The 16,972-nt window shown below is 72.4% G+C and carries 17 protein-coding genes and 1 pseudogene; 12 read left to right on the forward strand and 6 right to left on the reverse strand.

Annotated elements, in window-relative coordinates; genetic code table 11:
• Positions 1 to 172: 172 nt before the first annotated feature.
• Positions 173 to 373 carry a helix-turn-helix domain-containing protein gene (locus AC2CJA_RS12645; RefSeq protein ID WP_484602796.1) on the reverse strand — a complete coding sequence of 67 codons (201 nt, stop codon included), beginning with the start codon at positions 371 to 373 and terminating at the stop codon, positions 173 to 175.
• Here AC2CJA_RS12645 and AC2CJA_RS12650 point away from each other — a divergent pair.
• A pseudogene (locus tag AC2CJA_RS12650) lies at positions 363 to 725 on the forward strand (SGNH/GDSL hydrolase family protein); the annotation flags it as partial. The gene AC2CJA_RS12645 and the pseudogene AC2CJA_RS12650 overlap by 11 nt on opposite strands.
• Before the next feature lie 200 nt (positions 726 to 925).
• Positions 926 to 1,228 (forward strand): hypothetical protein, encoded by a 303-nt coding sequence (locus AC2CJA_RS12655; protein WP_484602781.1) that lies wholly within the window; start codon positions 926 to 928, stop codon positions 1,226 to 1,228.
• 127 nt (positions 1,229 to 1,355) lie between these two features.
• Here the strand turns inward: AC2CJA_RS12655 and AC2CJA_RS12660 are convergent, their stop codons facing one another.
• Positions 1,356 to 1,928: a helix-turn-helix domain-containing protein gene (locus AC2CJA_RS12660; protein ID WP_484602782.1), complete on the reverse strand. Its 573-nt coding sequence runs from the start codon at positions 1,926 to 1,928 to the stop codon at positions 1,356 to 1,358.
• 252 nt (positions 1,929 to 2,180) lie between these two features.
• On the opposite strand from AC2CJA_RS12660, the gene AC2CJA_RS12665 reads away from it, so the two are divergent.
• Entirely contained in the window at positions 2,181 to 2,978 is a 798-nt protein-coding gene (locus AC2CJA_RS12665) for an aldolase (protein WP_484602783.1), read from the forward strand.
• On the forward strand, positions 2,978 to 3,904 hold the full coding sequence (locus AC2CJA_RS12670; RefSeq protein ID WP_484602784.1) for a dihydrodipicolinate synthase family protein: 927 nt from the start codon (positions 2,978 to 2,980) through the stop codon (positions 3,902 to 3,904). Before AC2CJA_RS12665 ends, AC2CJA_RS12670 begins: the two co-directional genes overlap by 1 nt.
• A 788-nt stretch (positions 3,905 to 4,692) precedes the next feature.
• On the opposite strand, the gene AC2CJA_RS12675 is transcribed toward AC2CJA_RS12670, so the two are convergent.
• A complete protein-coding gene (locus AC2CJA_RS12675) occupies positions 4,693 to 5,070 on the reverse strand; it encodes a toxin Doc (protein WP_484602785.1) in 378 nt (125 codons plus the stop codon).
• On the reverse strand, positions 5,070 to 5,309 hold the full coding sequence (locus AC2CJA_RS12680) for a hypothetical protein (protein ID WP_484602786.1): 240 nt from the start codon (positions 5,307 to 5,309) through the stop codon (positions 5,070 to 5,072). Before AC2CJA_RS12680 ends, AC2CJA_RS12675 begins: the two co-directional genes overlap by 1 nt.
• 926 nt (positions 5,310 to 6,235) lie before the next feature.
• On the opposite strand from AC2CJA_RS12680, the gene AC2CJA_RS12685 reads away from it, so the two are divergent.
• The 7 genes from AC2CJA_RS12685 (at position 6,236) to AC2CJA_RS12715 (ending at position 12,356) form a co-directional block, all read left to right on the forward strand.
• Entirely contained in the window at positions 6,236 to 6,613 is a 378-nt protein-coding gene (locus AC2CJA_RS12685; protein ID WP_484602787.1) for a hypothetical protein, read from the forward strand.
• Positions 6,614 to 6,931: 318 nt separating this feature from the next.
• On the forward strand, positions 6,932 to 7,453 hold the full coding sequence (locus AC2CJA_RS12690) for a hydrogenase maturation protease (RefSeq protein WP_484602788.1): 522 nt from the start codon (positions 6,932 to 6,934) through the stop codon (positions 7,451 to 7,453).
• A 201-nt stretch (positions 7,454 to 7,654) separates the two neighbouring features.
• Complete coding sequence (locus AC2CJA_RS12695) at positions 7,655 to 8,824, forward strand: 4Fe-4S dicluster domain-containing protein (protein WP_484602789.1); 1,170 nt, start codon at positions 7,655 to 7,657, stop codon at positions 8,822 to 8,824.
• Between the two features lie 59 nt (positions 8,825 to 8,883).
• Positions 8,884 to 9,294 (forward strand): cyclic nucleotide-binding domain-containing protein, encoded by a 411-nt coding sequence (locus AC2CJA_RS12700; protein WP_484602797.1) that lies wholly within the window; start codon positions 8,884 to 8,886, stop codon positions 9,292 to 9,294.
• Positions 9,291 to 10,097, forward strand: a complete 807-nt coding sequence (locus AC2CJA_RS12705) for an FAD/NAD(P)-binding protein (protein WP_484602790.1) — start codon at positions 9,291 to 9,293, stop codon at positions 10,095 to 10,097. The genes AC2CJA_RS12700 and AC2CJA_RS12705 overlap by 4 nt, the downstream gene beginning before the upstream one ends.
• A 1-nt stretch (position 10,098) precedes the next feature.
• Positions 10,099 to 10,914, forward strand: a complete 816-nt coding sequence (locus AC2CJA_RS12710) for an NADH-quinone oxidoreductase subunit B family protein (protein ID WP_484602791.1) — start codon at positions 10,099 to 10,101, stop codon at positions 10,912 to 10,914.
• Positions 10,911 to 12,356, forward strand: coding sequence for a Ni/Fe hydrogenase subunit alpha (locus tag AC2CJA_RS12715; RefSeq protein WP_484602792.1), 1,446 nt, complete (start codon positions 10,911 to 10,913; stop codon positions 12,354 to 12,356). The genes AC2CJA_RS12710 and AC2CJA_RS12715 overlap by 4 nt, the downstream gene beginning before the upstream one ends.
• 321 nt (positions 12,357 to 12,677) lie before the next feature.
• Here AC2CJA_RS12715 and AC2CJA_RS12720 read toward each other — a convergent pair whose 3' ends face one another.
• Together AC2CJA_RS12720 and AC2CJA_RS12725 are read right to left on the reverse strand one after the other, a co-directional pair.
• Positions 12,678 to 14,099: an MFS transporter gene (locus tag AC2CJA_RS12720; RefSeq protein ID WP_484602793.1), complete on the reverse strand. Its 1,422-nt coding sequence runs from the start codon at positions 14,097 to 14,099 to the stop codon at positions 12,678 to 12,680.
• Positions 14,100 to 14,338: 239 nt separating this feature from the next.
• Positions 14,339 to 15,631 carry a helix-turn-helix domain-containing protein gene (locus tag AC2CJA_RS12725; RefSeq protein ID WP_484602794.1) on the reverse strand — a complete coding sequence of 431 codons (1,293 nt, stop codon included), beginning with the start codon at positions 15,629 to 15,631 and terminating at the stop codon, positions 14,339 to 14,341.
• Positions 15,632 to 16,190: 559 nt separating this feature from the next.
• Between AC2CJA_RS12725 and AC2CJA_RS12730 the strand changes: the two genes are divergently transcribed.
• Positions 16,191 to 16,889: a LuxR family transcriptional regulator gene (locus AC2CJA_RS12730; RefSeq protein ID WP_484602795.1), complete on the forward strand. Its 699-nt coding sequence runs from the start codon at positions 16,191 to 16,193 to the stop codon at positions 16,887 to 16,889.
• Positions 16,890 to 16,972 lie beyond the last annotated feature (83 nt).

The raw sequence follows: 16,972 nt of genomic DNA on the forward strand, positions 1-16,972 counted from the left end.
CGCGGTCCGGCGCCGAGGGGGCGGGGCCCGGGGCCCCCCGGGACGGTGCCGGTGGCGTGGACGGAGCCGGCGCGTTCGCGGTCCTTCAGGGGTCCGGCGTGCCCCGGTCGTGGGACCGCCGTGTCGTGATGTTTGCGGTGCGGTCCTGGGCGGGGGCGCTCGCGCCCTCCGGTCACGGGCGCCCGTCTTCGTGCGCGGCGGCGCCCTCGGGCTCCCAGCGCAGCAGATCTCCCGGCTGGCATTCGAGCACCTCGCAGAGCGCGGCGAGCGTGGTGAAGCGCACCGCCTTGGCGCGGCCGTTCTTGAGCACCGCCAGATTGGCGGGTGTGATGCCGACGCGGCTCGCGAGTTCGCCCACGGACATCGACACCATCCGCGAGGGCCGCCCCACCACACCGCTGCTGGTCGTCTCGCCCATCTGGGGCGCCATCCACGAGGGCACCCCCGGCCCCAGCGTCCCGGACCTCACCGCCCTCGGCGCCGGGCGGCTGAGCTTCCGGGCCGCGGGCGATCCCGCGGAGCGCGCTCAGGGGAAGCTGACCCTGGGCGTCATCCGGGACGAGCCGGCCCGGATCGTGGAGCAGCGGGCAGCCGAGGACGCGAACCTGCACCACCTCGACGGCCGCCGTCTCTACGGCCGGGGCGACGCGGCCGAACTGCCGCTGCCCGACGGGCTTCACCCCGACGCCGCCACCCACCGCCGTATCGGCGAGCGCTTAGCGGCGCAGCCGCGCCGTACGCGACCCGCCCCGGGCGGCACGCCGACGCTCCGTCCGGGCCGGGTGCGCCGACGCGGCGGCCAGTCGCGGGTGGGGCCCGAAGGCTCACTCATCCGGGTGAAGGCCGCATGGGTGGGCCGTGCATGTGGGCATAGCCCGTACGCCGTCTATCGGCGGCATACGGGGAAAATCTCGGGGAGTGCTTCATGTCAATGGTTCATACCGGCACGCTGCAACTGTCCTCCGACCAGCCTACCGAGACCCGCGGAGGGAACACCTCCACCCTCACCCGGGCCGCCTTCCCCGCGCCGTTCCTCGCCGGTGCGAAGGTCGTGGTACTGGCGCGGACCCAGCCCTTCAACGGTCCGGAGACACCCGGCATCCGCGTCCACGGCGTGACGCCCGAGGGCTTCCTGATCCGCTTCAACGAGATCAACGCCGGTGCCGACATGCGCAGCGACGGGCCGCACACCACCGAGACGGTCGGCTGGATCGCTGCCACCGTCTGACCGGATCCGGCGGGCTCCGGTCGGTGGGATTCCGCCGGAGCCCGCGTACCGCCCGGCCCCGTCGCCGGCCGTCGCTCCGCGGGATGCTCCGCGCGGTACCGGGAGGTCTCTGGCGCCGCTTCCCTGTTCAGGGCATGTGCGGGTGCGGTGTCTGCGCGCCGTCGCGGTCGTCGGTCACCAGTAGCAGCAGGGCGGCGCGCTCCGACCCCAGGGAGCGGACCTTGTGGGGCGCCGTGGCCTTGAAGTAGGCACTGTCGCCCGTTTCGAGGGTGATGGCACGGGAAGGGAAGATCAGCTCGGCTCGCCCCCGGTGCACGAAGAGGAACTCCTCGCCCGGGTGGTCCCGGAAGGGGACGGGGCCCGCGTCGTGCGGTGGGTGGAGCATGAAGGGAGTCATCCGCTTGGATCCCGCCTCCAGGGCTATGCCCTCGTAGCGGCTGCCGGGCTCCCGGTCCGGAGTGAGTGGCCGCCGTTCCCCGGCCCGCGTGACGGTGACTTCGGCGAGTTCCTCCGCGTCGGCGAACAGCGTGTCCAGCGGGACGTCCAGGGCTCTGGCGAGGGAGGCGCTGACGGCGATCGACGGGACACTCCGGCCGCGCTCGACCTTGGACAGGTAGCTCTTGGTGACGCTGGCGCGCTCGGCCAGCGCCTCCAGTGTCATCAGCCGCTCCTTGCGCAGCTGCCGTACGCGATTGATCACTGACGCCTTCCCTTCGCGCGCCCGGGTCGGAACGGGGCCGGGCGGACCCCCAGTATGTCCCGCGCGGCTCTCCCGGCCCGCCGGCCCCGCGCGACCGGACCCGTCCGGCTCCCGCTGGCCCGTCGTCCCGGCCGCCCGTTGCGTCATGACACTTTGTGTCCTATGGTGAACCGAGTTTCCTCACGGTGCCGGCTCGGACGGCACCCGAAGCGGGGTCCGCCGACGGGCCGGGCCCTGGGACCGGAGCAGAACATGACAGACACCCTGCGGGACCCGAAGGACGTACTCGTCGATCGCGCCAGGCGGCAGATGAACGACCACTTCGGCGACCCGAGACTGACAACGCGGCAGAAGCTGGCCCTGACGTGCCGCATCGCCTTCGACGGCGGACACGACTCGGGTCTCGCCGGCCAGATCAGCGCACGCGGGCAGGAGCCCGGCACCTACTACACCCAGCGTCTGGGGCTCGGCTTCGACGAGATCACCGAGGAGAACCTCCTGCTGGTGGACGAGGACCTCCAGGTCCTGGAGGGGGAGGGCATGGCCAACCCCGCGAACCGGTTCCACTCCTGGATCTACCGGGCCCGGAAGGACGTCAACTGCATCATCCACACGCACTCGCTGCACACGGCGGCACTCGCGATGCTGGAAGTGCCCCTGGTGGTCTCCCAGATGGACACCACCCCCCTGTACGACGACTGCGCCTTCCTCGAGGAGTGGCCCGGCGTCCCCGTCGGCAACGAGGAGGGTGAGCTCATCTCCGCGGCCCTCGGGGACAAGCGGGCCATCATCCTGGCCCACCACGGCCAGCTCGCCACCGGAGCCACCATCGAGGAGGCGTGCAACCTGGCCATGCTCATCGAACGCGCCGCACGCCTCCAGCTGCTGGCCATGTCGGCGGGGACCATCCAGCCGCTGGACCCGGTCCTCGCCCGCGAGGCCCACGACTGGACCTCCACCGGCCGGCGCAACGCGGCGAACTTCGCCTACTACGCGCGCAGAGCACTGCGCAACCACCCCGACTGCGTCAAGGGCGAGGTGGACCTCTGATGACGAATCCACCCCTGTCGGGGATCATCTCCTACCCCGTCACCCCCTTCGACCCCGTCAGCGGAGAGGTCGACCTGGCCGCGCTGCGCCGGCTCACAGGCGACCTGGTGGACGCCGGAAGCCACGCCGTCGCACCGCTGGGCAGCACCGGCGAGAGCGCCTACCTCGGAGAGGCCGAGTGGGACGCCGTCTGCGAGACCGCCCTGCAGACCGTCGCGGGCCGGGTCCCCACGGTGGTCGGCGTCTCGCACTGGAGCACCGAGGGCACGATCCGCCGTGCCCGCGTGGCCGCCCGCCACGGAGCAACCGCGGTCATGGTGCTCCCGCAGGTGTACTGGAAACTGACCGAGACGGAGCTCGTACGGCACTACGCGGCGGTGGCGGCGGCGACCGACCTTCCGATGATGCTCTACAACAACCCGGGCACCAGCGGGGTCGATCTGGAGCCGGAGGCGGTGGTCGCGCTCGCGCGGGAGGTTCCGAACCTCACCATGGTCAAGGAGAGTTCCGGCGACGTCACACGCTTCCGGGCCATCCGGGAGCTGTCCGACGGGGCGCTGTCGGTCTACAACGGCAACAACCCGGTCGCGCTGGAGGCGTTCCGCTCCGGCGCCGCCGGCTGGTGTACCGCGGCGCCCTGCCTGGTCCCGCGGTGGATCCTGGAACTCCACGCGGCGGCGACGGGCGGGGACCGGGCCCGGGCCGACGCGCTGCTGGCGCGGCTCCTGCCGTTCCTGGAGTTCATCGTCGGCCACGGCCTGCCGCGGGCCGTCAAGGCGGGTCTCGCGATCCAGGGCCGCGGGGCCGGCCGGCCGCGGCCGCCTCTGCTGCCCCTGCCGGACGGGGAGACGGAGCGGCTCCGGGAGGTCCTCCGGCTGCTCGGCTCCCACCCCCCGGCGGCGAGCGCCGCGGGATCCGCCGTCTGAGACCGCCGGCGCCGCAGGCCCGGTGCACCCCCCCCCGGGGCCGGGCCCGCGCTCCCCCGGGGGGGTACCGCCCCGGGACAAATGCCCGCCCGTCATGCCGCAGAGCCGGGGAAGGACATGAGCCACACCACCACCCCTGGCCCCGGGCGGAAAGAGAAGAGTGCCACCGAGGCCGCCCTCCTGCGCCGGACGCTGCGTCAGACCGACGACCGCGCCGTCCGCTGCGGGAGCGGCGCGGAGCGCTGCCGCCGGTCGGCGTGGTCACCCCGGCCGCGAAGACGCGAAGACGCAAAGCCGGAAAGGCGCAGGGGCCCGTCTTTGGCTGGTTTCACCGGTCGGCGGCCGTGTGGGACGAGCCGCTGGGCTTCCACCCCACACGCTGGGATGAACCGACCGATGAGCAGAAGCGGTCCCACCTTCCCTTCGGGGAGGGGATGTGCCCGGCGAACGTATACGCCGTCAGGGCTCTTGAGTATCTCGGCCGCTTCGCCCTTCGCGACTACCGGGGGAGAGGTGAGGCTCCGGGGCCGGAAGCCCCATGCTCGCACGCTCCTGGCACCACCGGCCGGCTGGACCCGTCCCACCAGGGAAGTGCGGCCCGGTCGGCAGGAGTGAGCCAGGGAACGCCTCGCCGCTCGCGGCGCGCGGTCGCCTTCCGCGTGCTGCGGATGGCGCGGACCGGACGGCCGAGTTCCTCCCTGTGCCGCCGGCCGGCACGGCTGGACCCGCCTCCGCCCGCCGGGGGTGCGGTGCCGGCGGGGTGGCGGGGGAAGGTTCCGGGCCGGGCGTCAGATGCGCCAGGTGCGGATGCGGTCGGCCACCTGGTAGACGGTCGCCTTGCGGTCCTGGACGGTGCGGACCAGGTCCACCAGGGCTCCGTACGGCGGGTCGATACCCTGGCCGCAGGCGTGCATGTAGGCGACCGTGACCTGGCAGGCGTACAGGCTGTTGCGGTACGGCAGCGGCTCCAGCCGCACCAGGGTGTGCAGCAGGGAGGCGGCCCGCCAGGCCGGGTCCGGGTCGGTGGCGTCCGGGTGGGGGATGCGGGTCCGGTGCCGGGCCACGGCCGCGACCAGGGCCGAGTAGTCGGCCACCGACAGCTCCTCGGGCACGGCCCTCTCCTGGATGTCCAGCAGCCAGGAGACGTCGATGTACAGCGGACTCATCAGGCGGCTTCGGCCCCGCGGGAGCGGCCGGCGGGCGGCATCTCGTCGGGGAACGCCTCATCGAACTCCGCTTGGTGCTCCTCGCCCCAGGCCAGGGCGCAGCCGGTGAACTGCAGACGCTGCTTCTCGCGCAGCGGCAGGTCGTGGACGTACTGCTTGAGCGATTTGCCCTCAGCGGCCGCGGCGGCGCGGACCGCCTCCAGCTCTTCCTCGGTGAAGGTGATGTTCAACGACGGCATACCCGCAGGGTACCTACCAGGTACCTGGGGGGCCAGAGGACGCAACCGCACGGTGGTCCCGGCGCGGAGTGCGGACCCCGCCGGGCACGGCACAGCGACCTCACACCAGCCGCCCGTGAGGTCAGCGTGCTCACGCTGTCCCCACGCCGCCGTCCCACCGGTGACGCGGCAGTACCCGAAGTCCGCTTCGTCGGGTCGGAAGGCCCGCCCTCTCAGGGGGTGGTCTCGTTGTTTCCCTCAAGGACGCGGACCGGATGAAACCGGGACGTGGGAGCGTCCACCCGCCATCACCAGGCGTACAGCGCGCAGCGACCGGAGGCCGTCGAGGGGGTTGCCGTCCACGGCCAGGAGGTCGGCGCGGTGGCCGGGGCGGAGCAGGCCGGCGCCGTGGGCGTGATCCCGGCAGTACGTCCAACCGGGCCGTCAGACCGTCGGCGCTCTTCAGATCGCGGAGACAAGCCTCCGCTGCCCCCCGGACACCACATCGCCGTCGGAGGCATCCTGTACGCCGACCACCGCGGCCCGGCCTCCGCCCGGCGGAGGGACACGGGGTTCCGGTACCCGGTGGCTCACCGCAGTGCGCGATCCGGTCAATCTCAAAGGCGGACGGAACGCTTGACGGCATTCCGTGGAAGCGGACGGGGTGGCGGCGCAAGAACCGTTCGTCCGAGCCGTCGCCTTCGGTGCGCGGGGCCGTGAGCGGGCGGTTCGCCCCCTGCCGGCGACGGTGCGGTTTCCGCCTCGCCCGTCCGCGCGGCGGACGGGGCATCCTCCGCAAGCGTTTCACCGGCCAGAGTGCGTCTGGCGGCTTTCCTCCACCGGCCCCCGGGAATCCGCTTCCGGTGGATAGGGTCACTGACCCGCGTCCGGACGCAGCTCCCCCGGAACGGCGGCCGAGTGTCCGTCCGAGAACCGAGGTGATCACCATGCACAGGTACAAGCTCGCAGGTTGTCTCACCGCAGCAGCCGCCGCGGCTGTGGCCGTGGCGGGTCCGGCCCAGGCCGTGCCGGACACCTCCGGGGTCGCGGCACGGACGGCTGTCGCCGCCGACGGCTCACCGGGGCTCTCCCCGGCCGGGGTTCTGGGCATCCACTGCGGTACGCCGAGCCTCGACTACGACGGATACCAGTGGTACTACGCCGTCGCCTGCTCCGTCACCGGCGGCACTACGTGGTGGGCCAATATCAGCTGCTCAGACGGCAGCACCCGTACTTCAGGACCCCACACCTCCTTCTGGAACGTCCGGGTCTACTGCCCGCCGAACACCACCGCGATCGAGGGCTGGGTGAGCTACTCCGGCTGACGATCACCCCGGGCCCTCGACGGGGCATGCTCCACCGAGGGCCCTTCTTACGCCAGTGCTCACCGCTTCCGGGGTGACACGTCGAGCCCCGCGTCCGTGACCGAGCGTCGACCCGGTGCTGCGCCACGCTGCCCGCCCCGGTGGTTTTCCGCCGCACCCGTGAGGACGGCCAGTGCGTCGATGCGGCACACCATCGTCTCCGTCGCCGACGATGGTGGCGACGAGAGACTGTTCTCGGCGTCGGACCGCGCGCTGTCCGGCGCCTGAGACGGCGGAAACCGGCACGGCGATGCCGTTCGGGCACGGGAGCGGGGATCGATGAAGCGACCAGCCGGTACGGCGGTCATCGGGATCGGCAACGAGTTCCGGCGGGACGACGGAGTCGGGTGGGCCGTCGTCTCCCTGCTGAGGTACCGGGCCGCCCAGCGTCCGCTGCCCTCGGACACCCGTCTCGTGCGGTGCGACGGAGACCCCGGTCGGTTGATCACCCTCTGGGAGAACACCGGGCTGACGGTCGTCGTCGACGCCTGTTTTCCCCCCTCCGCGGTCCCCGGGCGGGTGCACCGGTGGTGTGCGGCCTCGGGCGGTGTTCTGCGTCCGGTCGGCCCGGGGCGGCACAGTACGCACGGGCTCGGCCCGGCCGAGGCGCTGCGTCTCGCCGAGGCACTCGGACGCGGTCCCGGTCGTCTCATCGTGTACGCGGTCGAAGGAGCCGACCGATCGCTGGGCACGGGACTCACCCCCGCGGTGGCGTGCGCTGTGCCGCGTCTGGCCAGGCGGGTCGAGGCGGACGTCGAGCAGTGCGGCGATGCTCCGGCGCGCGGGCTCGGGGCAGGGTGAGCGCCGGGACGGCTCGGGCGGCGGCCCCTCGGACAGGCCCGCCCGGGGGACACGCCAGATGGCTTCGCGGATCGGCGCCCCGATACCTGACATGCTGTCAGATGCCGATTGCGCCTGCTACGGCAAGCCGAGCGCAGTGGTCTGCGGCGGACGCTCCCGTCCTCCCCCAATGCCGAGGCGCGCGAAGACGGAGGGCACACCATGACCGACGCCGCGGATGCCGGAGCGGTACTCGCTCCCCAGCCCGATGCGGTGTTCGACCGCGGTGGTCTGGACGCGCTCGTACGCGTCCTGAAGCAGCGCGGCCGCACACTGATCGGCCCCACCGTACGCGACGGCGCGATCGTCCTCGCCGAACTGGAATCGGCCGATGAGCTGCCCTACGGGTGGGGCGTCGAGCTGGAAGCGGGACAGTACCGGCTGCACCGGAGGAGGGACGGGGCTGCCTTCGCGCACAGCGCGGGACCACAGTCGTGGAAGCCGTTCCTGCATCCCGAGCGCGTTCGCCAGTGGACCGCGGGCCGCGGTCGCGGCGGCGGGACGGTGGTGCGCGAGGAGAGGCATCCGGGTGTCTCCTACGCGTTCCTCGGAGTGAGGCCCTGTGACCTGCGGGCCATTCGGATCCTGGACCGTGTGATGTCCGGCGGCCGGTACCGCGATCCCGCCTACCTCTCCCGGCGAACAGGGGCCTTCCTGATCACAGTCGAGTGCACCGAACCGGGTGCCACCTGCTTCTGCGTATCGATGGGCACGGGTCCGGCCGCGGACACAGGGTACGACCTCGCCCTCACCGAGGTCGTCGACGACGCCGGCCACCGCTTCCTGTGCCGCGGCGGAAGCGAGGAGGGAGCCGCGGTGCTCGCGGAGATCCCGCACCGGAGCGCCGACGACCGCACCCGTGGCGCCGCGGCCGACGCCGTGGGCGCGGCCGCCGAACACATGGGGCGGGCCATGCCACCGGTGGACCTGCGCACACTGATGCGCGACAACCTGGAGGCGGAGCGCTGGGAAGACGTCACTGCCCGGTGCCTGAGCTGCGGGAACTGCACCATGGTCTGCCCCACCTGCTTCTGCACCACCACAGAGGACATCACCGACCTGAGCGGCGATCACGCCGAACGCTGGCGTCGCTGGGACTCCTGCTACGACCTGGACTTCTCGCTTCTCCACGGCGGCCCGGTCCGGACCACCCCGCGCAGCCGCTACCGTCAGTGGCTCACCCACAAGCTGGGCACCTGGCACGACCAGTTCGACAGTTCCGGCTGCGTCGGCTGCGGCCGGTGCATCGTCTGGTGCCCCACCGGCATCGATCTCACCGAGGAGGCCCACGCACTGCACCAGGAGGCCACGCGGAGGGAGAGCGCGCCGTGACCCCGCAGCCGGACGTGGGAGTGCTCGCAGCCCTGCCCGCGGAGCACCACGGGCGGCTGATGGCCCTCGCCCGCGAGACCGCCTTCCGGGGCGCCACGAGGATCTTCGAGGAGGGGGAGAGAGCCGACCGCTTCTGGATCATCCGCTCGGGTACGGTCGCGCTCGACCTCCAGGTGCCCGGCCGCGGGCGCGCGGTCGTCGAGACCGTCGGCGCGGGCGCCCTGCTCGGCTGGTCGTGGCTGTGCCCGCCCCGGCAGTGGCACCTGGGGGCCGAGACCCGGGGACCCGTCCACGCCTGGGAGTTCGACGCCGGCGCGGTGAGGGACCTGTGCGCCGAGGACCCGGTGCTGGGTCTGGCGCTGGCCACGGCCGTAGCCGAGACCATCGGCGACCGGCTCAGGGCCACCCGGACCCGGCTGCTCGACCTGTACGGCCCGCAGGGATCCCGGTCGAACGGGCCGACGTCATGACGCTCATCCCCCTTCCCTACCGCGTGGTGGACCGCCGGGCAGAGACAAACGACACGGTCACGCTGGTGCTGGAGCCGGCCGAAGAGGCTCTGAGTCCCTTCACCTGCGGCCAGTTCGCGATGGTCTGTGCGTTCGGCGTCGGCGAGATCCCGGTGTCCGTCTCCCGGCTCCCCGACGGGCGGCGGCTGGCGCACACGGTCCGCGCCGTGGGGGCCGTCTCCCGGGCGCTGTGCGGCCTGCCGGCCGGCGCGGTGGTCGGTGTGCGCGGCCCGTTCGGCACGAACTGGGACCCGGCCGCTGCCCGCGGCCGGGACCTGCTCGTCATCGGCGGTGGCATCGGACTCGCCCCGCTGCGTCCTCTGATCGACACCGTTCTGGCCGATCCGCACGCGTACGGGCGGCTGAATGTCCTCGCCGGGGCCAGGACCCCCGGTGACCTGCTCTACCAGGACGAGTTCCCCGCCTGGGGAGCGGCGTTCGGCGCCGTCACGGTCGACCGGCCTTCCGGCGGCTGGACCGGCCGGGTCGGAGTCGTCACCACGCTGCTCGACGAGGCCCTGTTCACCCCGGAGAACACCACCGCTTTCGTCTGCGGCCCCGAAGTCATGATCCGCGCTGTCGCCCGTGTCCTGGCCCATCGGGGAGTGCGCCCCGACCGCGTCCGGGTCTCCCTCGAACGCAACATGCGCTGCGCCACCGGCCACTGCGGACACTGCCAGCTCGGACCCCTGCTGCTCTGCCGCGACGGTCCGGTCGTCCGCTACGACCGGGCCGAGTCCCTGCTCACCGTACGGGAACTGTGAGATGAGCGTTTCCATCCAACCCGGGCCGGCCCGCCGCCCCCGGCTCGGTGTGTTCAAGTTCGCCTCGTGCGACGGCTGCCAGCTCACCCTCCTCGACTGCGAGGACGAACTGCTCGGGATCGCGGAAGAGCTGGAGATCGCCCACTTCCCGGAAGCGTCCAGCGACATCGCGCCCGGTCCCTACGACCTCGTGCTCGTCGAGGGATCGGTCAGCACCCCCGAGCACCTGGAACGCGTCCGGCGCATTCGCGCCGGCTCCCGCCACCTCGTCACCATCGGCGCCTGCGCCACGGCCGGAGGCGTCCAGGCGCTGCGCAACCACGCCGACGCCGAGGAGTACCTGGCGACGGTCTACGCTCGCCCCGACTACATCAAGACCCTCGCGACCTCCACACCGGTCTCCGCCCACGTGCCCGTCGACTTCGAGCTGCGTGGCTGCCCCATCGACCGGGGCCAGCTCGTGGAGGTCATCACCGCCTTCCTCGCCGGGCGGAAGCCCGACATCCCGAACCACGCGGTCTGCTTCTCCTGCAAGCGGCGCGGCAACGTCTGTGTCACCGTCGCTCACGGCACGCCCTGCCTCGGGCCCGTCACCCACGCCGGCTGCGGAGCCCTGTGCCCGACCTACGGACGTGGCTGCTACGGCTGCTTCGGACCGGCAGGAACCACGAACCTGCCCGCGCTCGTTCCACTCATGCACCGCGACGGGATGAGCCAGGAGGACATCGGCAGGTTCCTGCACACCTTCAACACCACCGCCTTCGCCGCCGTGGAGGGGCAGGGGCCGGGCACCGGAGAAGGGGAAGACCCCACGTGAGCAAGCCCGCGACCGGGTTCCAGGTCCTGCGTGTCCCCGCACTCACCCGTGTCGAGGGCGAGACCGCGCTGCGTCTGAGGATCCACGACGGCACCGTCACCGAGGCCCGGCTCAACATCTACGAGCCACCGAGGTTCTTCGAGGCCTTCCTCCGGGGCCGCGCCCACACCGAGCCGCCCGACCTCACCTCGCGCATCTGCGGGATCTGCCCGGTCGCCTACCAGCTGAGCGCCTGCCGGGCCGTCGAGAACGCGTGCGGCGCCGTCGTCGACGGCCAGCTCGCCGCCCTGCGCCGCCTGCTGTACTGCGGTGAGTGGATCGAGAGCCAGACGCTCCACATCCACCTGCTGCACGCACCTGACTTCCTCGGTCACGACGATGTGATCGGCATGTCCGGTTCCCACCTGGTACACGTCGAGCGCGGATTGCGCCTGAAGCAGGCCGGCAACGCCGTCATCGAACTGCTCGGCGGACGCGCGATCCACCCCGTCAACGTCCGTCTCGGCGGCTTCCACCGCACCCCTACGCGCGCGGAGTTGCGTCCGCTGGCGGAGCGGCTGCGCACCGCACTCGACGACGCCTGGGAGACGGTGCGCTGGGTCGCGGGTTTCGACTTCCCCGACACCGAGTGCGCCGCCGACCTGCTGGCCCTCGCCGAGACCGGTACGTACGCCATCGAGTCCGGCGCCCCCACCGTGCTCCCGTACGACGAGACGCTTCCGCCACGCAGCTTCCCTCTACGAGACTTCCGCGATCACGTCGCCGAGGAGCAGGTCCCCCACTCCACCGCCCTGCACTCCCGGCTGGACGGCCGAAGACATCTCACCGGCTCTCTCGCCCGCTACGCCGTCAACGGCCACCTGCTGTCCCCGCTGGCCCTGTCAGCGGCACGGGAGAGCGGGCTCGGCGACCCACCGCTGCGCCCGGCCGCGGCGGGCGCCGGACGGGGCGAGGTCTGCCGCAACCCCTACCGGAGTATCCTCGTCCGGGCCGTGGAGGTCCTGTACGCGGTGGAGGAAGCCCTGCGAATCATCGGGGAGTACGAGCGTCCGGCCCGCCCGTACGTGGAGGTACCGGCTCGGGCCGGTGCCGGTCACGGTGCCACGGAGGCGCCACGCGGCCTGCTCTACCACCACTACGCGTTCGACGACGGGGGCCGCGTCACCGATGCCCGCATCATCCCGCCGACCGCCCAGAACCAGGGCGCCATCGAGGAGGACCTGCGCAGGCTGGTCCAGGAGGGACTCGACCGCGGCGAGGACTCCGAGGCCGAGCTCACCAGGCTGTGCGAGCGGGCCGTCCGCAACCACGACCCGTGCATCTCGTGCTCGGCGCACTTCCTGGACCTGGACATCGAGCGAGTTTCGGGAACCCCCCGGCCTCAGTCGCCTCACTCGCGTGTGTGGAACGACGCGGGCCGGCAGGCCCCGCCCAACTCCTGAAAAGTCCCGCCACTTCCTGCCGGTATACGGTCGTGCGGAGCCGCCCGGGCCGGAGTGCCCTCGGGCAGGTGTGGCCGCGCCCCCCGGTACCACGGCAGTCACCGCGCTCGTCGCCGCGGACAAACGCCCGCGTCCGTCCGCGTCGCCGGCCGACGCGCCGGATGTCGGCGGCACGGTGCCGGTCGCCTTCCGCTTCCCCTGCTTCGGGAACCCTCGGGGATCCCGGAGCCCATCAGCAGCACGGCGGTGACCGGTGTGCGGCGGCCGACCGGCCGGGCCAGGGCGCCAAAGTCGCCGGGTTGTCCGCCCCGCGGTCGGCCCTCATCGCTTCAGCACGCTCCCCGCTCGCCGGCGCGGGCCCTCCCCGGCATCCTGCGCCCCGGCCCACCGAACCCGGACTCGCGCTGTCCGCATCCACAGCAGCAGGGCCGCGCATGCGGTCACGCAGCCGGCGGCCGTGGCCAGCAGCGCGGTGTCGGCGGCGGCTTCGGCGCCCGCGGCGTGGTGACCGTGGCCGGTGACGGAGTCGGCGAGGGCGATGCCGAGGCCGGCGGCGACGGTGATGACGGTCTTGGTGACGCCGGAGGCCTCGCCGGCGCGTTCCGGGCGGATGACGTCCTGGGTGGCGATGAGCGTGAGGGCGTTGGCGAGGCCGAGGGAGGCGCCGCAGAAAGTGGCGGCGATCAGGTAGGCGGGGAAGCCGGGAGCTAGGGCGAGCCCGAGCAGGCCGAAGGTGCCGCCGCCGAGGCAGGCGGCCATCGTGGGGGCGGCAGTGCGGGTGGTGACGCGTCCGGCGAGGGGACCGGCGACGGCCATGGCGAGGGCAGGCAGGAGGAAGGCCGCGCCGGCGGCCACGGCGGAGAGTCCCCATTGGCCTTGCAGGGAGAGCGGGACGACGAAGAGGAACATCACGGTCGCGGTGTTGGCCGCGGCGCCGGTGAGGGTCAGGACGACGTAGGGGCCGTTGCGGAACAGGGCGAGCCCGACCAGGGGATGTGGCGCGCGGCGCTCGACGTGGACGAACGTGCCGAACAGCGTCGTACACAGCAGCACCGGGAGGGCCAGCTCATTCCAGGCCGCGCCACGCTGGGCGTGGTCGAGGGACACCGCGAGTGCGGCGAGCGCGCCGGTGGCGGTGAGCAGGCCGCGCCAGTCGATGTGGCGGGGCGCGGTGGCATCGAGGCTTTCGGCGGTGCGTGAGGCCCACAGGGCGCCGAGTGCGGCGAGGGGGACGTTGAGCCAGAAGATGGCACGCCAGGAAAGGGTTTCGGTGAGGAGACCGCCGACGAAGGGGCCGCAGGCGGTGGCGACACCGCCGATGCCGAGGGCGAGGCCGGTGGCCCGTCCGCGCAGGTGCCCGGGATAGACGTTGGTGAGCAGGGACAGACCCACTGGCATGATCATGGCGGCGCCTGCGCCCTGGACGACGCGTGCGGCGACCAGCATGGTCAGGCTCGTGGCGAGCGCGCACACCAGGGAGGCGGCACCGAAGAGGGACAGGCCCAGGACGAGGAGCCTGCGGCGGCCGAAGAGGTCGCCGAGGCGGCCGGCGCCGAGCATGAGAGTGCCCGTGGACAGCAGATAGGCGCTCACCGCCCACTGCACTCCGTCTCCTCGTGCGCCGAGGTCGGCGCCGATGCGGGGGAGGGCGAGGTTGAGGGCGAAGGCGTCCAGTTGGATGCAGAACACCCCCGCCGACATGGCGAGCAGCACCCAGGTGCGAGGGTGCGGTCGTGCGGTCATGTGTGCGTCTCCTGGTCGCGTGACGACGGTCCCGCGCCGGAGCGCGGGTGTGGGCGGAGTGTGCGGCGGGGGAGGGGAGCAGCGGAGCGGTGATCGAAGGGGTGTGTCCGCTCAGGCTCCCGCCCACGCCCCGGTGGTCGGGGATGCCCGAAGCGGCGGTGACGCACGCTCCGCTGTGGGCCGGTACACCGCCGGTCCGGAGCCGGCGCGCCGGGGCGCACGTGTCAGGGCGCGACCGCTCACGGACGGCTTCGGGCGGATTCCACCGCGTCGCGCGCCGCCGGTGCGCACACCTGGGCCAGCGTCGTCGCAAGGGACTGCCAGACGTGGGCTGCCAGGTCCAGGTTCCTTGAGCCCGCGGCCTGGTGACCGAGCTGTTCCAGGGCCGTGACGCCCTCGTCGACGCACCCGTCCAGGATGGTCAGCCGACCTTCGAGGACGAGCAGCCGTGTCCGGTCCTGGTAGGGCAGCCGCAGTCCGTCGTCGGACAGCAGGGCGCGGCACAGCGCCCGGGCCTCGTCCAGTTCTCCCCGGTGGAAGGCCAGATGGGCGCGCAACGCGTGCAACTCCTGCTCCTGCAACGGCGTGCCGGTCAGCTCGATGACCGCCTCGGCCTCCTCCAGCCAGCGCCGGGCCTCCTCCAGCCGAGGTGGTGACATCTCGAGCGCGGCGGCGGTCGCGGCGGTGCGAAGACGTGTCCACAGGGCCAGATCGTCCCGGCTCCGGAGCAGGCTCAGTGCCGTCTCCAGGCGATTCTGGGCGGTGGCATGGTCACCTTGGCGGTGGCTGACCAGGGACGCGGCCCACAGGGCCTCGGCCGTCTGGGAGGCCGTGGCCGCGGGGAGCAGGTCCCGCTCCAGTTCGTGGACGTGCCGGTCGGCCGCATCGAGCCGGCCCATTTCGGTCTCGACGCCGATCAGCACCACGAGCGCGGCCATGGTGTCGGCCACCTGCAGGTCTTCCTCGCGGGCGACCGTCAGAGCGGTCACGGCCGCCGACCGTGCCGCGCGCAGGTCGCCCAGGGCTCGAAGGCAGCGCGCGTACTGGGTGTTCGTCCTGACCCGCAGTTCCGGTGCCGCCAGGAGCTCACTCAGCTCGATGAGTTCGCGGAGCCGGGCGCGCTCCCTCTCGTGGTCGCCGTCGCTGTTGTCGACGCGGCTGAGCAGCCACAGCGCATGCCAGCGGTCGGCGAGTTCGGCACGCTCGTCGTCCCGCAGCGCACGCAGCAGACCGGCGGTGCTGTCCGTGCCGGGCGGGGCCGAGGACGCGGCGGCGAGCGCATGGCCGAGGGAGCCGCCGCCCAACGGCTCGCTCAGGGCGGACACATCGACGCCGAGCCGCTGGGCGAGGTAGGTGACGGCGCGCGGGGTGGGCCGGCGTTCACCGGATTCCAGCCGTGACAGGTATCCCGTCGACATGCCCTCGCCGACGACCGCCGCCTGACTCAACCCTCGTTCGAGCCTGAGCCTCCTCAGCCGTCGCCCGAAGTGCGGTTGCCCGAGCACTCCCACCCTCCGATCCCCCGAGATCACCGTGAGTTCGCTCCCTTCCGCGCGTTTGACGGGCGGCGTGCGGAAGTTGTCCAGATTTTACGAAGCGTTGACAGTGCGGGCAACACAGTTGCAACCGTGAAAAGTTCGGGCGGTTTGCCGGGGCTTTCCTGCCTGTTGCCTTCCCGGATTCCTGTGATCCGGCCGCAGTCGTCCGAAGTAAGGCCAGGATGAAGAGCTCTGGCAATTCGCCGGTCTCATCGGGCAAACCCTTGCCAGGGATGTTGCCCGGCCTTTACCCTGCAAAGTGCTGCAGACCTGATGCGACCTTTCGCCTCGTCTCCGGAGGTTTCCGTGCCCCTTCGCGCCCATTCGGGCTCGTTATGGAGGTTGACCGCACGGATGGCCGCGGCAGCCGTGCGCTGGGACGTTGACGGGCGCTTCCGCGGTAGCGGCGGCCGCTCCGGCAGCCCACACGGGCATGGTGGTGTCCCATGAGGACCCCAAGTGGGCGACTCCGGGGGGTGAAGCGCCTCGACAACGTTATCCAACGGTCGTGACGCGATCCCAGCCCCCACGTACACAGAAGGACGCTACGTCTGTGGCCACCACGAGCAGCACCGTATCCTCCCTCTCTTCCCCCGTCTCCCGAGAGACGGCCGTCGGCTCCGCCCAGGCCGTGCCGCAGGGCACCCGTGACAGCCGACGGCGTCGCGCCCACACCGCCCACACCGCCCACACGTCCACCCGGGGCACCACCGTCGCCGCCGCGGAGGCTGAATTCGCCCGGGCGTTCGGCCTGAGCCCGGGCGAGATATGCGGCCGTGACCTCTGCGACCTCCTCCTCGCACCGCCGCCTGCGAGTCTGCGGCAGCGGTTCACCGATCTCACCGAAGGCCGGTCGGACCGGTTCGCGGAACGGGTGACCGGCCGGGACGGTGCCGGCCGGGTCTTCTCCGCGAACCTCACGGCCATAGTGGTCGCCGGCCCCGACGGTCCGGCCGGACTGGTCGTCCTGCTCCGCCGTATCGGGGACCCCGGCCCGGCGGAACCCAGCGGCCTGCGGACCCTCAGCGAAATCGACGCACGCTTACTCGAAGGAGTGGCGGGTGGCGCATCGACGGTGCAGCTGGCCAGTCGCCTCTACATGAGCCGTCAGGGAGTCGAATACCGTGTGGGGCGGCTGCTGCGCAGGTTCGACGCTCCCAACCGTCCCGCGCTCGTGGCGCGCGCCCATGGGCTGGGCATGTTCGCCGCGGAGCAGTGGCCACCGCGCGTCCTGCCGGATTTCGTCGAGTAACCGCCTCATCCCCCCGGGGGGGGGGGGGGGGGGGGGGGGGGGGGGGGGGGGGGGGCGCGGGCGGGGGGGGGGCGCGGGGCGGG

Source organism: Streptomyces sp. ATLC9 (assembly GCF_057196705.1).

Bases quoted from the DNA above. Each gene is read 5' to 3' on its own strand.
- AC2CJA_RS12645 (WP_484602796.1), bottom strand. From the start codon at position 373: ATGGTGTCGATGTCCGTGGGCGAACTCGCGAGCCGCGTCGGCATCACA.
- AC2CJA_RS12655 (WP_484602781.1), top strand. From the start codon at position 926: ATGTCAATGGTTCATACCGGCACGCTGCAACTGTCCTCCGACCAGCCT.
- AC2CJA_RS12665 (WP_484602783.1), top strand. From the start codon at position 2,181: ATGACAGACACCCTGCGGGACCCGAAGGACGTACTCGTCGATCGCGCC.
- AC2CJA_RS12670 (WP_484602784.1), top strand. From the start codon at position 2,978: ATGACGAATCCACCCCTGTCGGGGATCATCTCCTACCCCGTCACCCCC.
- AC2CJA_RS12675 (WP_484602785.1), bottom strand. From the start codon at position 5,070: ATGAGTCCGCTGTACATCGACGTCTCCTGGCTGCTGGACATCCAGGAG.
- AC2CJA_RS12680 (WP_484602786.1), bottom strand. From the start codon at position 5,309: ATGCCGTCGTTGAACATCACCTTCACCGAGGAAGAGCTGGAGGCGGTC.
- AC2CJA_RS12685 (WP_484602787.1), top strand. From the start codon at position 6,236: ATGCACAGGTACAAGCTCGCAGGTTGTCTCACCGCAGCAGCCGCCGCG.
- AC2CJA_RS12690 (WP_484602788.1), top strand. From the start codon at position 6,932: ATGAAGCGACCAGCCGGTACGGCGGTCATCGGGATCGGCAACGAGTTC.
- AC2CJA_RS12695 (WP_484602789.1), top strand. From the start codon at position 7,655: ATGACCGACGCCGCGGATGCCGGAGCGGTACTCGCTCCCCAGCCCGAT.
- AC2CJA_RS12700 (WP_484602797.1), top strand. From the start codon at position 8,884: ATGGCCCTCGCCCGCGAGACCGCCTTCCGGGGCGCCACGAGGATCTTC.
- AC2CJA_RS12705 (WP_484602790.1), top strand. From the start codon at position 9,291: ATGACGCTCATCCCCCTTCCCTACCGCGTGGTGGACCGCCGGGCAGAG.
- AC2CJA_RS12710 (WP_484602791.1), top strand. From the start codon at position 10,099: ATGAGCGTTTCCATCCAACCCGGGCCGGCCCGCCGCCCCCGGCTCGGT.
- AC2CJA_RS12720 (WP_484602793.1), bottom strand. From the start codon at position 14,099: ATGACCGCACGACCGCACCCTCGCACCTGGGTGCTGCTCGCCATGTCG.